Annotated in this window: 12 protein-coding genes and 1 tRNA gene; 7 read left to right on the top strand and 6 right to left on the bottom strand. The window is 30.6% G+C overall.

The window, feature by feature from the left end:
- Positions 1-109 precede the first annotated feature (109 nt).
- Positions 110-1,189: a PKD domain-containing protein gene (locus tag J3U20_RS02495; protein ID WP_160542264.1), complete on the bottom strand. Its 1,080-nt coding sequence runs from the start codon at positions 1,187-1,189 to the stop codon at positions 110-112.
- Positions 1,190-1,578: 389 nt separating this feature from the next.
- Between J3U20_RS02495 and J3U20_RS02490 the strand changes: the two genes are divergently transcribed.
- A complete protein-coding gene (locus tag J3U20_RS02490; RefSeq protein ID WP_160542263.1) occupies positions 1,579-3,402 on the top strand; it encodes an NACHT domain-containing protein in 1,824 nt (607 codons plus the stop codon).
- 135 nt (positions 3,403-3,537) lie between these two features.
- Here the strand turns inward: J3U20_RS02490 and J3U20_RS02485 are convergent.
- Both J3U20_RS02485 and J3U20_RS02480 read right to left on the bottom strand, forming a co-directional pair.
- Positions 3,538-3,611: transfer RNA gene (locus tag J3U20_RS02485), tRNA-Ile, on the bottom strand.
- Positions 3,612-3,733: 122 nt separating this feature from the next.
- Positions 3,734-4,600, bottom strand: coding sequence for a sigma-70 family RNA polymerase sigma factor (locus tag J3U20_RS02480; protein ID WP_055425808.1), 867 nt, complete (start codon positions 4,598-4,600; stop codon positions 3,734-3,736).
- 179 nt (positions 4,601-4,779) lie between these two features.
- Between J3U20_RS02480 and J3U20_RS02475 the strand changes: the two genes are divergently transcribed.
- The 4 genes from J3U20_RS02475 to J3U20_RS02460 all read left to right on the top strand — a co-directional run bounded on the left by J3U20_RS02475 (position 4,780) and on the right by J3U20_RS02460 (position 8,084).
- Positions 4,780-5,724, top strand: a complete 945-nt coding sequence (locus J3U20_RS02475; protein WP_185149971.1) for a LysR substrate-binding domain-containing protein — start codon at positions 4,780-4,782, stop codon at positions 5,722-5,724.
- Between the two features lie 160 nt (positions 5,725-5,884).
- The gene (locus tag J3U20_RS02470; protein WP_160542262.1) at positions 5,885-6,937 is read left to right on the top strand and encodes an NAD(P)/FAD-dependent oxidoreductase; all 1,053 of its coding nucleotides are present in this window, start codon (positions 5,885-5,887) and stop codon (positions 6,935-6,937) included.
- Positions 6,938-6,951: 14 nt separating this feature from the next.
- The gene (locus tag J3U20_RS02465) at positions 6,952-7,284 is read left to right on the top strand and encodes a 2Fe-2S iron-sulfur cluster-binding protein (protein WP_105297415.1); all 333 of its coding nucleotides are present in this window, start codon (positions 6,952-6,954) and stop codon (positions 7,282-7,284) included.
- A gap of 26 nt (positions 7,285-7,310) precedes the next feature.
- The gene (locus tag J3U20_RS02460; protein WP_267434195.1) at positions 7,311-8,084 is read left to right on the top strand and encodes a TIGR02757 family protein; all 774 of its coding nucleotides are present in this window, start codon (positions 7,311-7,313) and stop codon (positions 8,082-8,084) included.
- On the opposite strand, the gene J3U20_RS02455 is transcribed toward J3U20_RS02460, so the two are convergent.
- Positions 8,081-8,929 carry a DMT family transporter gene (locus J3U20_RS02455; RefSeq protein ID WP_160542261.1) on the bottom strand — a complete coding sequence of 283 codons (849 nt, stop codon included), beginning with the start codon at positions 8,927-8,929 and terminating at the stop codon, positions 8,081-8,083. The genes J3U20_RS02460 and J3U20_RS02455 overlap by 4 nt on opposite strands.
- Positions 8,930-9,223: 294 nt before the next feature.
- Here J3U20_RS02455 and J3U20_RS02450 point away from each other — a divergent pair, with 294 nt between their 5' ends.
- Positions 9,224-10,300: a bifunctional 3-deoxy-7-phosphoheptulonate synthase/chorismate mutase type II gene (locus tag J3U20_RS02450; RefSeq protein WP_105297417.1), complete on the top strand. Its 1,077-nt coding sequence runs from the start codon at positions 9,224-9,226 to the stop codon at positions 10,298-10,300.
- A gap of 66 nt (positions 10,301-10,366) precedes the next feature.
- On the top strand, positions 10,367-11,281 hold the full coding sequence (gene rsgA, locus J3U20_RS02445; RefSeq protein WP_160542260.1) for a ribosome small subunit-dependent GTPase A: 915 nt from the start codon (positions 10,367-10,369) through the stop codon (positions 11,279-11,281).
- Between the two features lie 93 nt (positions 11,282-11,374).
- On the opposite strand, the gene J3U20_RS02440 is transcribed toward rsgA, so the two are convergent.
- Both J3U20_RS02440 and J3U20_RS02435 read right to left on the bottom strand, forming a co-directional pair.
- The gene (locus J3U20_RS02440) at positions 11,375-12,796 is read right to left on the bottom strand and encodes an efflux transporter outer membrane subunit (protein ID WP_255449002.1); all 1,422 of its coding nucleotides are present in this window, start codon (positions 12,794-12,796) and stop codon (positions 11,375-11,377) included.
- Positions 12,789-15,944 (bottom strand): efflux RND transporter permease subunit, encoded by a 3,156-nt coding sequence (locus tag J3U20_RS02435; protein ID WP_160542259.1) that lies wholly within the window; start codon positions 15,942-15,944, stop codon positions 12,789-12,791. Before J3U20_RS02435 ends, J3U20_RS02440 begins: the two co-directional genes overlap by 8 nt.
- Positions 15,945-15,953: the final 9 nt, after the last annotated feature.

Genomic DNA, 15,953 nt, shown 5'->3' with positions numbered 1-15,953 from the left:
TTAATCAATTAACTAAAAGTGTTTTTTAATATTAAAAAAATTAATAAGAATTAAAAATATAAAATTTAATATATATCATCTTTCATCTTTGGATGAATTAAAACTCGAATTACATTTTTCGAGTTTTTTTAATTTTACATCTTAGTATTATAGATTCTATACAATTCTTTTTATTTTTTACGAGTCGTAATGATTTAATTTTAATTTTTTTATTTTTAATTTTTTTACAAAACTCTGAAAATGTAATTATTTCATTATTATGAATTACCGGAAATTCATACTTATTACACGTATATTTTCCAAAGTCTTCCATGGTTTTCGTCTGTTTTGAAACATCCAGTAATAATAATTCGAATTGATTTTCAGAAATTGAGGGAGCTGAAGTATTTTCTGTTTTAGTTTTACTCTTTTTAGAAGAACTTTCTATGGGTTGAAAGGGAATGGATTCTAAAAACTCTTCAAATGGATCTTTTTGAATTTTACCCGGAGGTAATGTGTATACAATCTTATTTTTATTTTTAAAATTTTCTTTGTACGTTTTATACATTTCGGCGGTTAATTTTTTAGGTATTACGATAATATCTTTACTTGCAATATGCGTCATATCCCCGTTGATCACCAAGGTCAATCTTTTTTTTCCGGGTAAGCTATAGCTGTATACAGGATATTCCTTTGTAGAGTCCATTTGTCCTGATTCTCCAAAAGACCATTCCCAAGAAAAAGCTTCTCCAATATATTCATAATAGATATCGAGGGGTTCATCTACTCTAACTACACTTGGAACAATAATTTTTGGAATTTTTAAGGAATCTGTAATCCTATCCCCTGGATTAATCTCAATTGTTTTTTGCAATTTACAAGTGCCATTAACGTGTAAGGTCACAATGTAAGTTCCGGGATTCTCATAGGTATGCACGGAATATTGATCCTTTTTTTTCTCAGTATAATCTCCAAAATCCCAAACCCAATTTTTGGCACCGGGGGTAAGATCTTTAAATTTAATAGATTCACCAACTTGATTGTTTTCAGCTATAATTTCAAAATTAATTTGATTACATTCCTTTTGCTTAGAATATTTATAGTATAAAAGTAAGAGACCAATTAAAATAGATGTTGAAAAAACTAAAAATATCCGTAAATCTACTTTATGTACATAATAAGTTACAGTATTCCTTAATTTATAATTCATAGTAGTTAAAAAATAATAATAAGTATTGCAGCGAACTAAGGTAAAATTAAATATATATATAAAATATAAATAAGTGTATTTAATAAATTATAAATATATATAATAAATTATTTTATGTCAAAAATAAAAATAAAAATTTAAAATTATTTTTAACCCATGTTATTTTATAAATTAAAAATTTAACTAATTGGATAAGAAGAAGAGTAACTCGATTTAATCGCGCTAAAATATATAAAGCAAATGTATGGGATGTGAAATATAAATTAAACTTAGTTAAAAGAAAAAAAATTTCAAATCTTCAAAAATTTAGTAAAAAAAATAATTTTATCCGGGATTGTTTTTATAAATTTATACTATATAAAATTTTAACTAATTAAAATTAACTATTTATGGATTTATCTGTTGGAGCAAAATTAATTGGGACTTTTAAAGATCAAATATTAAATTTAGGTAACAATATAAAAGATGAATATCTTTTTATATATAAAAATGGACTTATAGATTATATAAATAATTTTTATGAAAAATATTCATCAATTAAAACATTTATTTATAGAGATGAAAAAGTTAATTTTTATGATATTTATTATCCGATAAAAATTCAAAATAAAAAGAATTCTATTGAGATAAACAATTTTAATGAAATATTTGAAAATTATCAATATTTAACAATAATAGGTAATGCCGGAAGCGGTAAAAGTATGTTAATAAAACATATTTTTCTATCATCTGTAGGAAATTGTAAACGTATACCGATAATTATTGAACTTCGAAATCTAAATAATTGTAATGAAACAATTGAAGAATATATTACTAGAATTATATCACAAAATAAAATATCTCCTAACTATAAAATTACAGGAAGAATTTTAAAAGAAGGTAATTTCATTTTTTTATTAGATGGTTATGATGAAATTTATTCAGAAAATAAAAACAAAATTACAACAGATATTGAAAATTTTGTAGACAGATATAATAAAAATGTATTTATCGTTACCTCAAGACCGGGGGCCAATGCAGAATCTCTAACAAGATTTGATAATTTTGAAGTACAATCTTTAAAAGGGGGAGACATACATGAATTTATAAAAATGCAACTAAGATTACAAGAAAATGATGAGTTAGAAAGAAAAATTATGTATGAAATTAATAAACATGAAAATGATGAGTATAGAGAATATTTATCTAGTCCCCTTTTATTGTCAATGTTTATTTTCACATTTAATAATTATCCGGAACTCCCTAAACAAAAAAGTAAATTTTATTGGAATGTTTTTGATACGTTGTGTAGTAAGCATGATTCTTTTACTAAAGCAGGGGGATGGCAACATGAACGAAAGTCCGGTTTAAAAAATGATGAATTAGAAACAATTTTAAAGTGGTTTTCTTATGTTTCTTTATTTGAAGGAAAATATAATTTTGATGTAGAATATTTAAAAACATCTTTAATCAAAATTGGTAATAAACTGGGTATACATATTGATTTTGACAATGTTCTGTACGATCTAACCACCTCTATTTCAATTTTAATACAAGATGGAATAGAATATACTTTTCCTCATAAATCTTTGCAAGAATATTTTGCAGCATCTTTAATAAAATCTCTAAATAATGATCAAAAAACTAAAATATATACAGAAAAATTCTCAAAATTTTTTGATTTTAGTTATGGAGGTAATGAAAACTTTTATAAATTATGTTATGAATTAGATAAAATAAATTTTTTGAAATTTTTTTTAATACCTCAGTTAAAATTTTCTTTTCCTGAAAATAAAAATGATAAAAATGAAATATTTAATATAATTTGTGAAAATATTGGTATTGAATATATGATTCTTACTGATAAATATAAAAAAATCAAAGCCGGATTTATCTTTTTTTCATCTACAAAATATATTGATCTATCTTTGAGTACAAATGATAGGTTTGAATTATCAAAACCAAAAGAAATAAAAATATTAAATGAAGAGTTCAAAAACTATTTATTCATAAATTCTAAGGACTCAAATATTTATAAGAAAATTGGAATGTATCATATTAGATTTAAAAATATTAACCATATGGATCATCAAATGATTGATTTTATAAAAATAAATGGAATTATAGATGATGTATATAATTATTATAATGAAATTTGGATCTATATTAAAAAATTAGAATTAGAAATAATAAAAGACGAAAAAGGAATTTCAGAATTACTTGACATTTTATAATATTTCATCTAAAACCATTTAAATTTTTTTAGGTGAATAAAAATAGAATAATTGAAACGCCTTAGATAAAAAACAAATCAATAAATAATAATACAAAAAAATCCTTACAATTTTGTAAGGATTTTAATTTTAAAGTGGTCCCACTTGGGCTCGAACCAAGGACCCTCTGATTATGAGTCAGATGCTCTAACCAACTGAGCTATGGGACCGCTGCTGCTTTGCGTTTGCAAATATAGTTATTTAATTTATTACTGCAAATTTTAAATACAAAAAATAAAGGCTATTTATACAATAAATAGCCTTTTTACTTTAGTATCAGGTAAATAAAAAATTATTTTCCTAAATAAGATTTTAAAATTTTACTTCTACTGGTATGTTTTAATCGGCGAATAGCTTTTTCTTTTATTTGTCTAACCCTTTCACGAGTAAGGTCAAAAGTTTCACCAATTTCTTCTAAAGTCATCGGATGTTGACCGCTTAAACCGAAATATAAACGGATTAAATCGGCTTCTCTTTGAGTTAAGGTAGAAAGAGATCTTTCAATTTCAATCTGAAGAGATTCCAACATCAATTCTTTATCAGGACTTGGAGATTCACCCGAACGTAAAACGTCGTATAAATTAGAATCTTCCCCTTCCACTAAAGGAGCATCCATAGATAAGTGGCGACCTGAATTTTTCATGGATTCTTTAATATCGTCCTCACTCATATCCAATACCTCACTTAATTCGGCAGCAGAGGGAGCCCTTTCATGCTCTTGTTCAAGATGGGCATATGCTTTATTAATCTTATTAATAGAACCGATTTTGTTTAAGGGCAGACGTACAATTCTGGATTGCTCTGCTAATGCTTGAAGTATGGATTGACGAATCCACCAAACAGCATAAGAAATGAATTTGAAACCTCGGGTTTCATCAAAGCGTTTAGCCGCTTTAATTAATCCTAAATTTCCTTCATTAATTAAGTCAGGTAAACTAAGTCCTTGATTTTGGTATTGCTTAGCCACAGAAACAACAAACCTCAGGTTTGCTTTAGTTAATTTTTCCAAAGCTACCCTGTCACCCGCTTTAATACGCTGTGCCAAATCAACTTCTTCATCAGCAGTAATTAGATCCACTTTTCCAATTTCTTGTAAATACTTGTCAAGAGAGGCTGTTTCTCTGTTCGTTACCTGCTTAGTAATCTTTAATTGTCTCATTTAATAGTAACTCTTTTTATCTTAAACAAAAGTAGATGAACTGTTTACTCACCTACAAATTATACTTACTTACTTATATATACGAAAATTACTTGTAAAAGGTTACAATACCTGCATTAATTTGTGAATATTTCGAATAATCTTGTTAAATTGCAAAGAATAATTAAACATTATCTTAAATGATAACCTTAATTCAACTACAATATGTATTAACTGTTGCCGAATATAAAAATTTTACGATAGCAGCAGAAAAAGCTTTCGTAAGTCAGCCTACCTTAAGTATGCAGATACAAAAGCTTGAAAAAACGTTACGAGTTGAGCTTTTCGATAGAACAACCAATCCTATAAAAATAACTCCTATAGGAAAGAAAATTGTAGAACAGGCTAAAATAATTTTATCTGAAGCTAATAAATTATCACAAATTGTAGAAGAAGATAAAAAAAGTATGAACGGAACGGTTGTCATTGGTATTATACCAACAATAACCCCCACCTTAGTGCCACTTTTCTATAAAACTTTCAGGAGTAAATACCCGGAATCCGACTTGGTTATTAAAGAAATGAAAACCGAGGACATTTTAAAAGGCATTAAAGAAGGCTATTTGGATTTTGGAATTGCAAGTACACCTTTACATGACAATCAAATTATTGAAAAGCCTATTTACAAAGAGCCATTAGTAGCTTACGTTTCTCCGCAAGATGCTAAAATGTATAAAGAAACAGTTTTAGATGTTGATAAATTAGACTTTAATTATCTCTTAATGTTGGAAGAAGGTCATTGCTTCCGAGATGTAGTGTTGGATCTTTGTAAGCATAGAGAAGCCATTAATTCTAATATAAAATTAGAAGGAGGAAGTTTTACTACACTGATTAACTTAGTTAATGAAGGGTTCGGATTTACCATTTTACCTTTATTAGAATCAGAAAATTTATCGGAAGAAGAAAAGAAAAATATCAGATATTTTTCATCTTCACCCTCCAGGGAAATATCATTAATTTATTCTACCAATCAAATTAGAACGACTTTTGCAGAGAAATTTGTGGATTTAATTAAAAGTATTTTAAGAGGGAAATTGTTTTTAGAAGATAAAATAGAACATAAGCCCCAATTAAAAGTAATTTAATATTTATTTGGAAATAAGTTATCTGTAAGTTTCAGCATTATTTAAAAATATTTTATCATTTAGAAGATAAAAAATATATAGCTTATTTTACTTAGAAGAAATAGATTTTAAATAAACCTTTTATACATTGTTATTATATAAAAATATTTAGAAAAAAATTATGATTGAAACAGATATTTTGATAATAGGAGCAGGTCCTACAGGACTTTTTGCTGTATTTGAAGCGGGATTATTAAAATTAAGATGTCATATTATTGATGCGCTTCCAAACATTGGAGGGCAATTAACAGAACTCTATCCTAAAAAACCGATCTTTGATATTCCGGGATATCCTTCCATTCAGGCAGGAGAATTAGTTAAAAATTTACGCGAGCAAATTAAGCAATTTCAACCCGGGTTTACTCTCAATGAAACAGCTAAAACCATTGATAAACAAGCAGACGGAACTTTTATTGTTACTTCAGATAAAGGTACCCGGCATCATGCTAAAGCTGTGGCGATTGCAGCCGGATTAGGGAGTTTTGAACCTAGAAAACCTTTGATAGATAATATTGCCGATTATGAAGAAAAAGGAGTTGAATACTTTGTAAAAGATCCCGAAAAATATAAGGATAAAAAAATAGTAATTGCAGGAGGAGGAGATTCGGCGTTGGATTGGACCATTGTTTTAGCAGATATCGCTAAAGAAGTAACATTAGTACATCGTAGAAATGAATTTAGAGGCGCTCTGGATTCCGTTGAAAAAGTTCAATCATTAAAAAATCAAGGAAAAGTAAATTTAATCACTCCTGCCGAAATTGTAGGAATCAAGGGGAACGGTAAGGTAGAATCCTTAGTTATTGAAAAAGAAGGGCAAACCTTTGATAAAGAAGTGGATTATTTTATTCCTTTATTTGGACTTATTCCTAAATTAGGACCTATTGCCGATTGGGGATTGGAAATTGAAAAAAATGCTATCAAGGTAAATAATGCGTTGGATTACCAAACCAATATTGAGGGGATTTATGCCATTGGAGATATCAACATATATCCGGGAAAATTAAAATTAATTCTTTGCGGTTTTCATGAGGCCACCTTGATGTGTCAAAGTATTTACAGTAAAATATATCCCGACAGAAAATACGTTTTAAAATATACTACCGTTGGAGGTGTACAAGGATTTGACGGAACAGTAAAAGAAGCAGAAAAACCGGTTGTTAAATCAATTCAATAATTTTAACAAATTATATGTCAGAAGTAACCATCAATATCACCGATAGGGAAGGAAATAAACATGCGGTTTCAGCGCCGACGGATATGTCCATGAATATCATGGAATTAATACGAGCTTATGAATTAGTGCCTGAAGGAACGATTGGAATTTGTGGAGGTATGGCGATGTGTGCATCATGCCAAATCTATATTTTAAGTAACAATATTCCTTTACCGGAAAAAGGAGATGAGGAAGAGGCTATGCTTTCAGAAGCATTTCATGTAAAAGAAAATAGCCGCTTAGGATGTCAAATTCCAATTACTAATGATCTAAATGGGTTAGAAATTCAAATCGCTCCTTTTAGCTGATTTGCATTATTGGGTAAATAATAAACGTGGAAAAAATTCTGAAATTGAAGCCCTTTTTAGATGAAAAGGTAGAACAATATAATACACTCAATTTTATTGAAACAGATCCCATTCAAATTCCTCATCGATTTAGTAAAAAAGAAGATATTGAAATTTCAGGTTTTCTGACAGCAATTATAGCCTGGGGAAACAGGAAGTCTATAATTAAAAATGCAGAAAAAATAATGCATTTTTTAGACCATGCACCCCATGATTTTATCTTAAATCATTCTTTTCAAGATTTAAAAAAGATTGAAGGAAGTATACATAGAACTTTTAATTCACACGATTTAGTGTTTTTTATCAAATCCCTGCAAAATATTTATAAAAATCACGGAGGACTTGAAAAAGTTTTTTCTGCAGAAAAAGAAGAAGAAGACACTTTCTTAGTGATAGAACGATTTAGAAAACGATTTTTCGAAATAGAACATTTACAGCGAACCCAAAAACATATAAGCAGTCCGGCCAAAAATTCATCAGCTAAGAGAATTAATATGTTTCTTCGATGGATGGTACGAAATGATCCCAATAAAGTTGATTTTGGATTATGGAATTCCATTTCTCCATCCCAATTGGTTTGTCCACTGGATGTGCATTCCGGAAATGTAGCAAGATCTTTAAATTTGTTGTCCAGAACTCAAAATGATTGGAAATCGGTTTCCCATCTCATGAAAAACCTAAAAATGCTGGATGCCGACGATCCCGTTAAATATGATTTTGCCTTATTCGGACTGGGAGTTTTCGAAAAATTTTCAAGTTAAGTGGATAAAGAAATTATTGTAATGGCTGCAAGCGCAAGTACCAATCCCAAATAATTGAGTTTATTCATTTTTTCCTTAAAAACTAATATTCCGACTAAGCTGCCCAATACAATTACTCCTAAATTCATCGAAGCAAAAACAAGAGAAGGATTATCTTTAAAAGTTTGATGCGCTTTTAAATAAAAATATACATTTCCGAAATTAAAAATACCTAAAGCAATTCCCCATAAAATTTCTTTAAAAGTAAACCGTATTTTTTGCGCGAAAGTAATAATACAACCAACTATAAAAGAACCAATGAATATAAAAAAGGTGGAAGTCGTAAACGAAAAATTTTGATTTACCGCTATTAACTTATATAAGATGTTAATAATTCCTAATCCGAAAAATATAAGAATAAGGAGATACAATTTAGTATAAGGAAAAGTTTGATCTCCTTTTTTAGCGTAAAATATAAAGAGTATTGAGATAAATCCAATCAATAATCCCAAGATTTTAAGAGAATTGATAGACTCATTAAAAAATAAAAAAGAAGCGCTCACTGTTAATAGTAAAGACATTCTTTGTGCTATGTCCGTTCGTGCAATTCCCGTATATTTAATAGATTCAGCAATCAATAAAAAAACTACAGGCATTAAAATACTCATCAGAAAATAAATGAACCACGGAGCCGATGAATAATTTAAAGAAGGTAGATCGGGTTTGAAAAGTATATAGCAAAAAATTGCTGAAAATAAATAATTGTACGTAATGACTAAAGAAACCCCTTTGGATTTCTTATTATATAGTTTTAATAGGATTGAAACAACTATATTGAAAAAAATACTAATTATAATTTCTTTCATAATTTTTTAAATAGTTAACAAAAATACAATTACAAATTCTAATTTTTTTGAGAAGCAAACTACAATTAATAAAATTTATTAGCAATCATGTAAACTTATCAAACATGAATTATGTACAACTTATATTTCGTATGGTAGAAAAACGAAAAAGCAAATTATTTTATTTCATTCTCTTTTGTAGTTTTTTACAAAAAAACTTCTCATATAAGCATAAAAAATTCTCTTAAAATGCAAAATACTTTATGACATTTAATAAAAAAATTTTAGATTTACATACTTTTAGAAAACATATTTATGAGTTTACAAGATTTAGACCAGAATTGGATTAAACAATTCGAAAAGCCTTTAGTAATAGCAGGGCCGTGCAGTGCAGAAAGCGAAAAGCAAGTTATGGAAATAGCTGAGCGAATGGATCGGAATTATATGCAGGTGTTTCGTGCCGGTATTTGGAAACCTCGTACTAAACCCGGAAGCTTTGAAGGGGTAGGGGCTATAGGTCTTAATTGGCTTAAAAGGGTAAAAGATGAATTTAATATGCCTATAGCTACGGAAGTAGCGAATGCTTCTCATGCTAAATTAGCTTTGGAATTTGATGTGGATTACCTTTGGATCGGAGCTCGTTCAACCGTAAACCCTTTTACCATACAAGAAATAGCAGAATCTTTACGAGATACAGATAAAATCGTTTTAGTTAAAAATCCTGTTAATCCTGATTTAGATTTGTGGATCGGGGCATTGGAAAGATTGGCAGCTCAAGGAATTAAAAATTTAGGGGTTATTCATAGAGGTTTTTCTTCACACAATAAATCAAAATATAGAAATAACCCTCAATGGCAGATAGCCTTAGAACTTAAAGACCGATTTCCCAATATTCCTATTTTAGGAGATCCGTCACATATAACAGGAAGAAGAGATTTAATTGCAGAAGTAGCTCAACAAGCTTTTAACTTAGAATATAACGGATTAATGGTTGAAGTCCATAATAATCCGGATGAAGCTTGGAGTGATGCCAAACAACAAATTACGCCTGAAGCCTTGAAGGATATTTTGGTAGATATTACTTTGCGAAAAAAAAATGATAACTCGGATGATTTTTCAGCCAAATTAAACCGATATAGAGGAGAAATAGATGAGTTGGATAATCAATTGTTAGGTTTATTAGCAGCCAGAATGGATGTAGCCAAAAAAATCGGAAATCTTAAAAAAGAACATAATGTGGCTATATTTCAACCCGATCGATGGAATGTGTTAAAAAACTTAGCCATTCGCAATGGTGAACGAATGGGATTATCAGAAGATTTTTTAGAACATCTTTTAGTTTCCATTCATAAAGAATCCGTTGAATTGCAGAATAAAATTATGGAAGAATAATCATAAGTTTTAGATAGTACTAAAAATGCATCAATTTAGGATGCATTTTTTTTATATTTTTGAGTTATGAATGAAGCAATCGTATTAAAATCTACAGGAAGTTGGTATTTGGTAAAAGACATAACAACGGGAAAAGTTTATGATGCTCGAATTCGCGGGAAATTTAAAAAAGATAAAATTAGAAATACCAATCCGTTAGCTGTAGGAGATCGCATACAATACGAATTAGAAGATCATGATATTGCTTGGATAACGAAAATTTATCCTCGAAAAAATTATATTATTCGCAAATCGGTTAATTTATCTAAAGAAACACACATTATCGCATCCAATATAGATTTGGCTTGTATAGTTTTTACCCTAAAACATCCTCAAACCTCTTTAGGTTTTTTAAATCGATGTTTAATTACTTGTGAAGCCTATCAGATTCCTGTTTTGATTGTGTTTAATAAAATCGATTTGTTATCCGAAACGGAATTAGAAGAATTGCAAGAGATTGAAAAAATATATCAAAATATTGGATATTCAACCTTACGAATTTCTGCTTTAACGAATCTTAATATAGAAGAGTTGAAAAATAAAATAAAAGATAAAACTTCTGTATTTATAGGACATTCAGGAAGTGGAAAATCTTCTACCATCAATGCTTTACAAGAAAATTTAAATTTAAAAGTAGCGACTATATCAAATTATAATGAAAAAGGGAAACACACCACCACATTTGCGCAAATGTATGAGTGGGATTTTGGGGGGGCAATAATTGACATACCCGGAATTAAAGAATTTGAATTAGTAGACATTCATAAAGAAGAATTACAAGATTATTTTCCCGAAATTTTACGCGAAAAAGCTTATTGCAAGTATAATAATTGCTTACATATCAATGAACCGCAATGTGTCGTTATTGAGGCAGTCAAGGAAGGTAGAATATCAGAAAAAAGATACTCACATTATTTAAAGTTAATGCAAGAATTAAAATAATACGTGTGTTTTAACATACCGGTAATTTACAGCATAAAATAAAAAGTCGGATTTTATAAAAATCCGACTTTTTTAGTACATTACATCTTTGGTTTAGTTAACACCTCCACCTAAAGCTTTGTAAAGGTTAATTGAAGCTTGTAATTGTTGAAGTTTATCGTTTACTTGACTTAATCTTGCATTTAATAAGTCTCTTTCAGCATTTAAAACTTCTGTATAATTAGCATCGCTGTATATTAATAATTGTTTAGTATAATCAACAGATTTAACTAAAGAATTTATCTGTAAACTTCTGTCGTAGTCTTTACTTTTAGCTTTTTCATAAGCAAATAAAGCATTAGAAACTTCAACACTTGAATTTAAAACCGAATTTTTGAAATTAAGCAAGGCTTCTTCTTGTTGAGCTTGTCTTATTCTCAGTTGGCTTCTTAATTTTCCTTGATTAAAAATAGGTTGTGTTAAACCTCCTACCACACTTGCAAAAAGACTGGAGTGATCAAAGAAATTATCTAAATTCTTTAAGGTAGAATATCCTGCATTACCGGTAATTGTTAAAGAAGGATATAAAGATGCTTTCGCAACATTGGTATCTTCAAATGCAGCACGATACGCAAGTTCATACATCATTACATCAGGTCTTTTTGACAATAATTGAGCAGGCACTCCATAGTCAAATTGACTAGGAACTGTTTGTTGTGCCATTGAAGATCTTTGTATAGGTCCGGGAGTTCTACCCAATAAATAACAGATGTTGTTTTCCAAAGCTTTGATATTATTTTCCAAATCAGGAACACTCACTTGAGTAGAGTATAATAAAGCTCTGCTTTGTTCAACAGCTGCACCGGTTACTATGTTAGCTTCTTTTAGATCTTCCATAGTTTTCACATTATCTTCTAATAATTTAATGGTGTTTAGCGTTATTTTCAATTGTTCATCTTGAGCAATTAGAGAATAATAATTATTTGCAATATTTGCCACTAAAGAAGTTTGAACTAAACGTCTATACGCATCACTTTGAAGATAAGAAGCCAGAGCAGATCTTTTGGCACTGGAAATTTTTCCCCAAATGTCAAGCTCCCAGCTTGCAGATGCTCCCAATTGGAAAACTTCTGAATGAGTTTTAACACCGTTTCCTTGAACAGTATTTAATTTACTGTTAGAATAAGAAGCGTCTGCAGACAAACTAGGTAAATAACCTAGTTTGGCAGAACGAAGCGCAGCTTCTGTTTGTTTTATTCTCGTAACAGCAATTTTTAAATCATAACTGTTTTGAATACCTTCATTAATCAAGCTTTGCAAATTAGGATCTTTGAAGTAATCACTCCAAGGAATATCTGCAATAGTAGTACTATCTTTAACAGGCATATCCCTGTACAATTGATTATCGGTTATCTGAGGTTTCTCATATTTAGCGGTAATACATGAACTAAGTACTACGGAAACTAATAATAAGGTTGTATATTGAATTGGTCGAATTTTCATTCTTAATTCTTTTATTTTGTTATACTTATTCATCATCATCATCATCGTTATCGTTTTGTTCTCTTAAAACCACGGAAGGTTTATGCGTTGCCTTTTCCTGTAAAGATTGGAATACAGCAAACAGCATAGGAGTAACTACTAATCCAATTACAGTACCAATTAACATACCACCAATAGCAGCTGTACCGATTGAACGGTTACCAACAGCTCCTGCACCGGTTGCTACCATTAACGGGAATAATCCGAAAATAAATGCAAAGGAGGTCATTAATATAGGTCTTAAACGGGCAACGGCACCTTCAACGGCAGCATCGATGATACTCATTCCGTGCTCTCTTCGTTGAACGGCATACTCTACGATCAAAATAGAGTTTTTCGCTAATAAACCGATAAGCATAATTAAACTGATCTGTAAATAAATATTGTTTGTAATTCCGAATAATTTAGCGAATAAGAAAGCTCCTGCTAAACCTATAGGTAAAGAAATGATAATAGCTAAAGGTAAAATGTAGCTTTCATATAAAGCTGATAATAAGAAATATACGAAAATCAAACACAATAAGAATATATAAACAGTTTGTGAACCACTGTTGTTCACTTGCTCTCTGGTCATTCCTGAATATTCGAAAGAATATCCTTGAGGAAGCGTTTGTTTAGCAACTTCTTCAATAGCTCTAACCGCATCACCGGCACTATATCCTGCATTGGGTTGTCCATTTACAGGTATGGATTGGTAAAGGTTAAATCTTTGTAGAGATTGCGGACCGTACACTCTAGTCAAGGTAATAAATCCGGCAATTGGTGCCATTTCACCACTATTGGTCCTTACATACATTCCATTAAGATCTTCCACATTTTTTCTGTATTTAGGATCTGCCTGGATCATAACCTTATATTGTTTACCGAATTCATTGTAATTAGAAGCATATACACCACCAATGTATCCTTGTAAGGCACCTAAAATGTCTGTTACGGCTAAACCGGCTTGTTTAACTTTAGCAACATTTACATTAATTTGGTATTGAGGATAGTTCGGGTTGAATGAAGTAGTTGCATACATGATTTCAGGACGTTGATTTAACGCTCCTAAGAACTTACCGCTGATTTCAGAGAATTTACGGATATCACCTCCGGTTTTATCTTGAATTTGGAATTCAAATCCGTTACTGATACCGAAACCTTGAAGGGTAGGAGTTCCGAAGAAGATAATCTTACCACCTTGTATTCCTGCTGTTCTAATGAACAGTTGTTTTACTACATCGTTTATTTGGATTTTAGGACGCTCTTTCCACGGTTTTAATTTTACTAATATTACGGAGTAGTTTCCTCCCGCACCACTAATAAAGCTCATACCGTTAATTTGAGCAACATTGGATACTCCTTCAATTCCTTTCGCAACTTCAAATACTTGTTTAGCAATAGCTGTTGATTGCTCAAGTGTTGAAGCCGGAGGAAGACTTATATCCCCGATGATAAATCCACTATCTTCTTGAGGTACAAAGTCGGTAGGAGTTGTTTTCATAAGAAAATATAAAATTCCGCAGAAAACAATAATAATTGCAAATGCAGACCATTTAGCTTTAGAGGTCCAAATTAAAACTTTTTTATATCTGTTGGTTAAACTTTCAAAAGCTCCGTTGAATCCGTCTTTTAATTTTTTAACAACAGAATTTTGTTTTTTGTCATCATGAGGTTTTAATAATAATGCACATAATGCAGGACTCAACGTAAGCGCATTAATCGCAGAAAGTACAATAGAAACCGCTAAGGTTAACCCGAATTGTTTATAGAAAACCCCTGAGGTTCCACCAATAAAACTTACCGGAATAAACACTGCAGACATTACCAATGTGATAGCTACAATTGCTCCCGCTATTTCGTCCATCGCATGTAAAGAAGCTTTTTTGGCATCTTTCATTCCGTCTTCCAATTTAGCATGGACGGCCTCGACGACCACAATAGCGTCATCCACCACGATACCAATTGCCAGAATTAATGCAAATAAGGTTAAAATATTAATGGTAAATCCAAATATTAACAAGAAGAAGAATGTACCAACGATAGCAACGATAACTGAAATGGCAGGAATCAAAGTAGATCGTAAATCTTGTAAGAATACTAAAACTACGATAAATACTAATACGAATGCTTCAAATAAGGTATGAATAACTTTTTCAATGGAAGCATTAAGGAAATCGTTCGCATTCATCATATATACAGTTTCTACTCCCGGAGGATAAGAACTTTTTGCATTATCTAAAACTTTTTCAACCTCGTTGATAATTTGTTGTGCATTAGAACCTGCAGTTTGCGCAATACTGATAATTACAGATGGATTTCCGTCGATGGTAGAAGTAATTTGATAGTTTTCAGAACCAACTTCCACTCTTGCTATATCTTTTAATCGTAAAACATCTCCATTTGGAAGAGATTTTAAAACCATATCACCGAATTGTTCAGTACTTACTAAACGACCGGTGTATTTTAACGTATAGGTAAATGTTTGTGCACTATTTTCACCTAATGCACCGGGAGCTGCTTCTAAGTTTTGCTCTGCTAATAAAGCATTTACGTCAGCAGGAGTAATACCGTACGTTGCCATTACGTCAGGTTTCAACCATATACGCATGGAATAGGTATTAGCACCTCTCGCTTGAGCATCACCCACTCCGGAGATTCTTTTTATCTGAGGTAATATGTTAATGTTGGCATAGTTTTGTAAAAATTTTTGATCGTAGTTTTTACTTTTACTAACTAAACCGATAAACAAGATATTACTACTTTGTGTTTTTTGTACAATCACGCCGTTTTTGGTTACTTCCGATGGAAGTAAACTGTTGGCACGAGCTGCCAAGTTTTGAACGTTAACGGCAGCAATATCAGGGTTCGCATCTTGTTTAAAATAAACAGTAATGGTTGCACTACCGTCATTGGTTGCACTCGATGTTATATAAGTCATGTTTTCAACTCCATTGATTTGTTCTTCCAATGGAATGATAACACTTTTCATGACCACGTCGGCATTTGCTCCCGGATAGTTTGTAGTTACCTGTACCGTTGGCGGAGCAATTTCGGGATATTGGGCAACCGGTAGAGAAACTACCCCTAAAATACCCAGAATCACAATTATAATGGATATAACTGTGGAAAGAACGGGTCTTTCTATGAATGTTTTAAGCATTGTTTTATT

This window comes from Apibacter sp. B3919 (assembly GCF_026537405.1).
In the GTDB taxonomy this organism is placed as follows: domain Bacteria; phylum Bacteroidota; class Bacteroidia; order Flavobacteriales; family Weeksellaceae; genus Apibacter.
The sequence above is the reverse complement of the archived record's forward strand: the minus strand, read 5'-3'. Positions and strand labels throughout refer to the sequence as shown.

What these genes read in the sequence shown, in the direction of transcription:
- J3U20_RS02470 (WP_160542262.1), top strand. Translation starts at nt 5,885, where the DNA reads ATGATTGAAACAGATATTTTGATAATAGGAGCAGGTCCTACAGGACTT.
- rsgA (WP_160542260.1), top strand. Translation starts at nt 10,367, where the DNA reads ATGAATGAAGCAATCGTATTAAAATCTACAGGAAGTTGGTATTTGGTA.
- J3U20_RS02465 (WP_105297415.1), top strand. Translation starts at nt 6,952, where the DNA reads ATGTCAGAAGTAACCATCAATATCACCGATAGGGAAGGAAATAAACAT.
- J3U20_RS02455 (WP_160542261.1), bottom strand. Translation starts at nt 8,929, where the DNA reads ATGAAAGAAATTATAATTAGTATTTTTTTCAATATAGTTGTTTCAATC.
- J3U20_RS02490 (WP_160542263.1), top strand. Translation starts at nt 1,579, where the DNA reads ATGGATTTATCTGTTGGAGCAAAATTAATTGGGACTTTTAAAGATCAA.
- J3U20_RS02480 (WP_055425808.1), bottom strand. Translation starts at nt 4,600, where the DNA reads ATGAGACAATTAAAGATTACTAAGCAGGTAACGAACAGAGAAACAGCC.
- J3U20_RS02450 (WP_105297417.1), top strand. Translation starts at nt 9,224, where the DNA reads ATGAGTTTACAAGATTTAGACCAGAATTGGATTAAACAATTCGAAAAG.
- J3U20_RS02495 (WP_160542264.1), bottom strand. Translation starts at nt 1,189, where the DNA reads ATGAATTATAAATTAAGGAATACTGTAACTTATTATGTACATAAAGTA.
- J3U20_RS02435 (WP_160542259.1), bottom strand. Translation starts at nt 15,944, where the DNA reads ATGCTTAAAACATTCATAGAAAGACCCGTTCTTTCCACAGTTATATCC.
- J3U20_RS02475 (WP_185149971.1), top strand. Translation starts at nt 4,780, where the DNA reads ATGATAACCTTAATTCAACTACAATATGTATTAACTGTTGCCGAATAT.
- J3U20_RS02440 (WP_255449002.1), bottom strand. Translation starts at nt 12,796, where the DNA reads ATGAATAAGTATAACAAAATAAAAGAATTAAGAATGAAAATTCGACCA.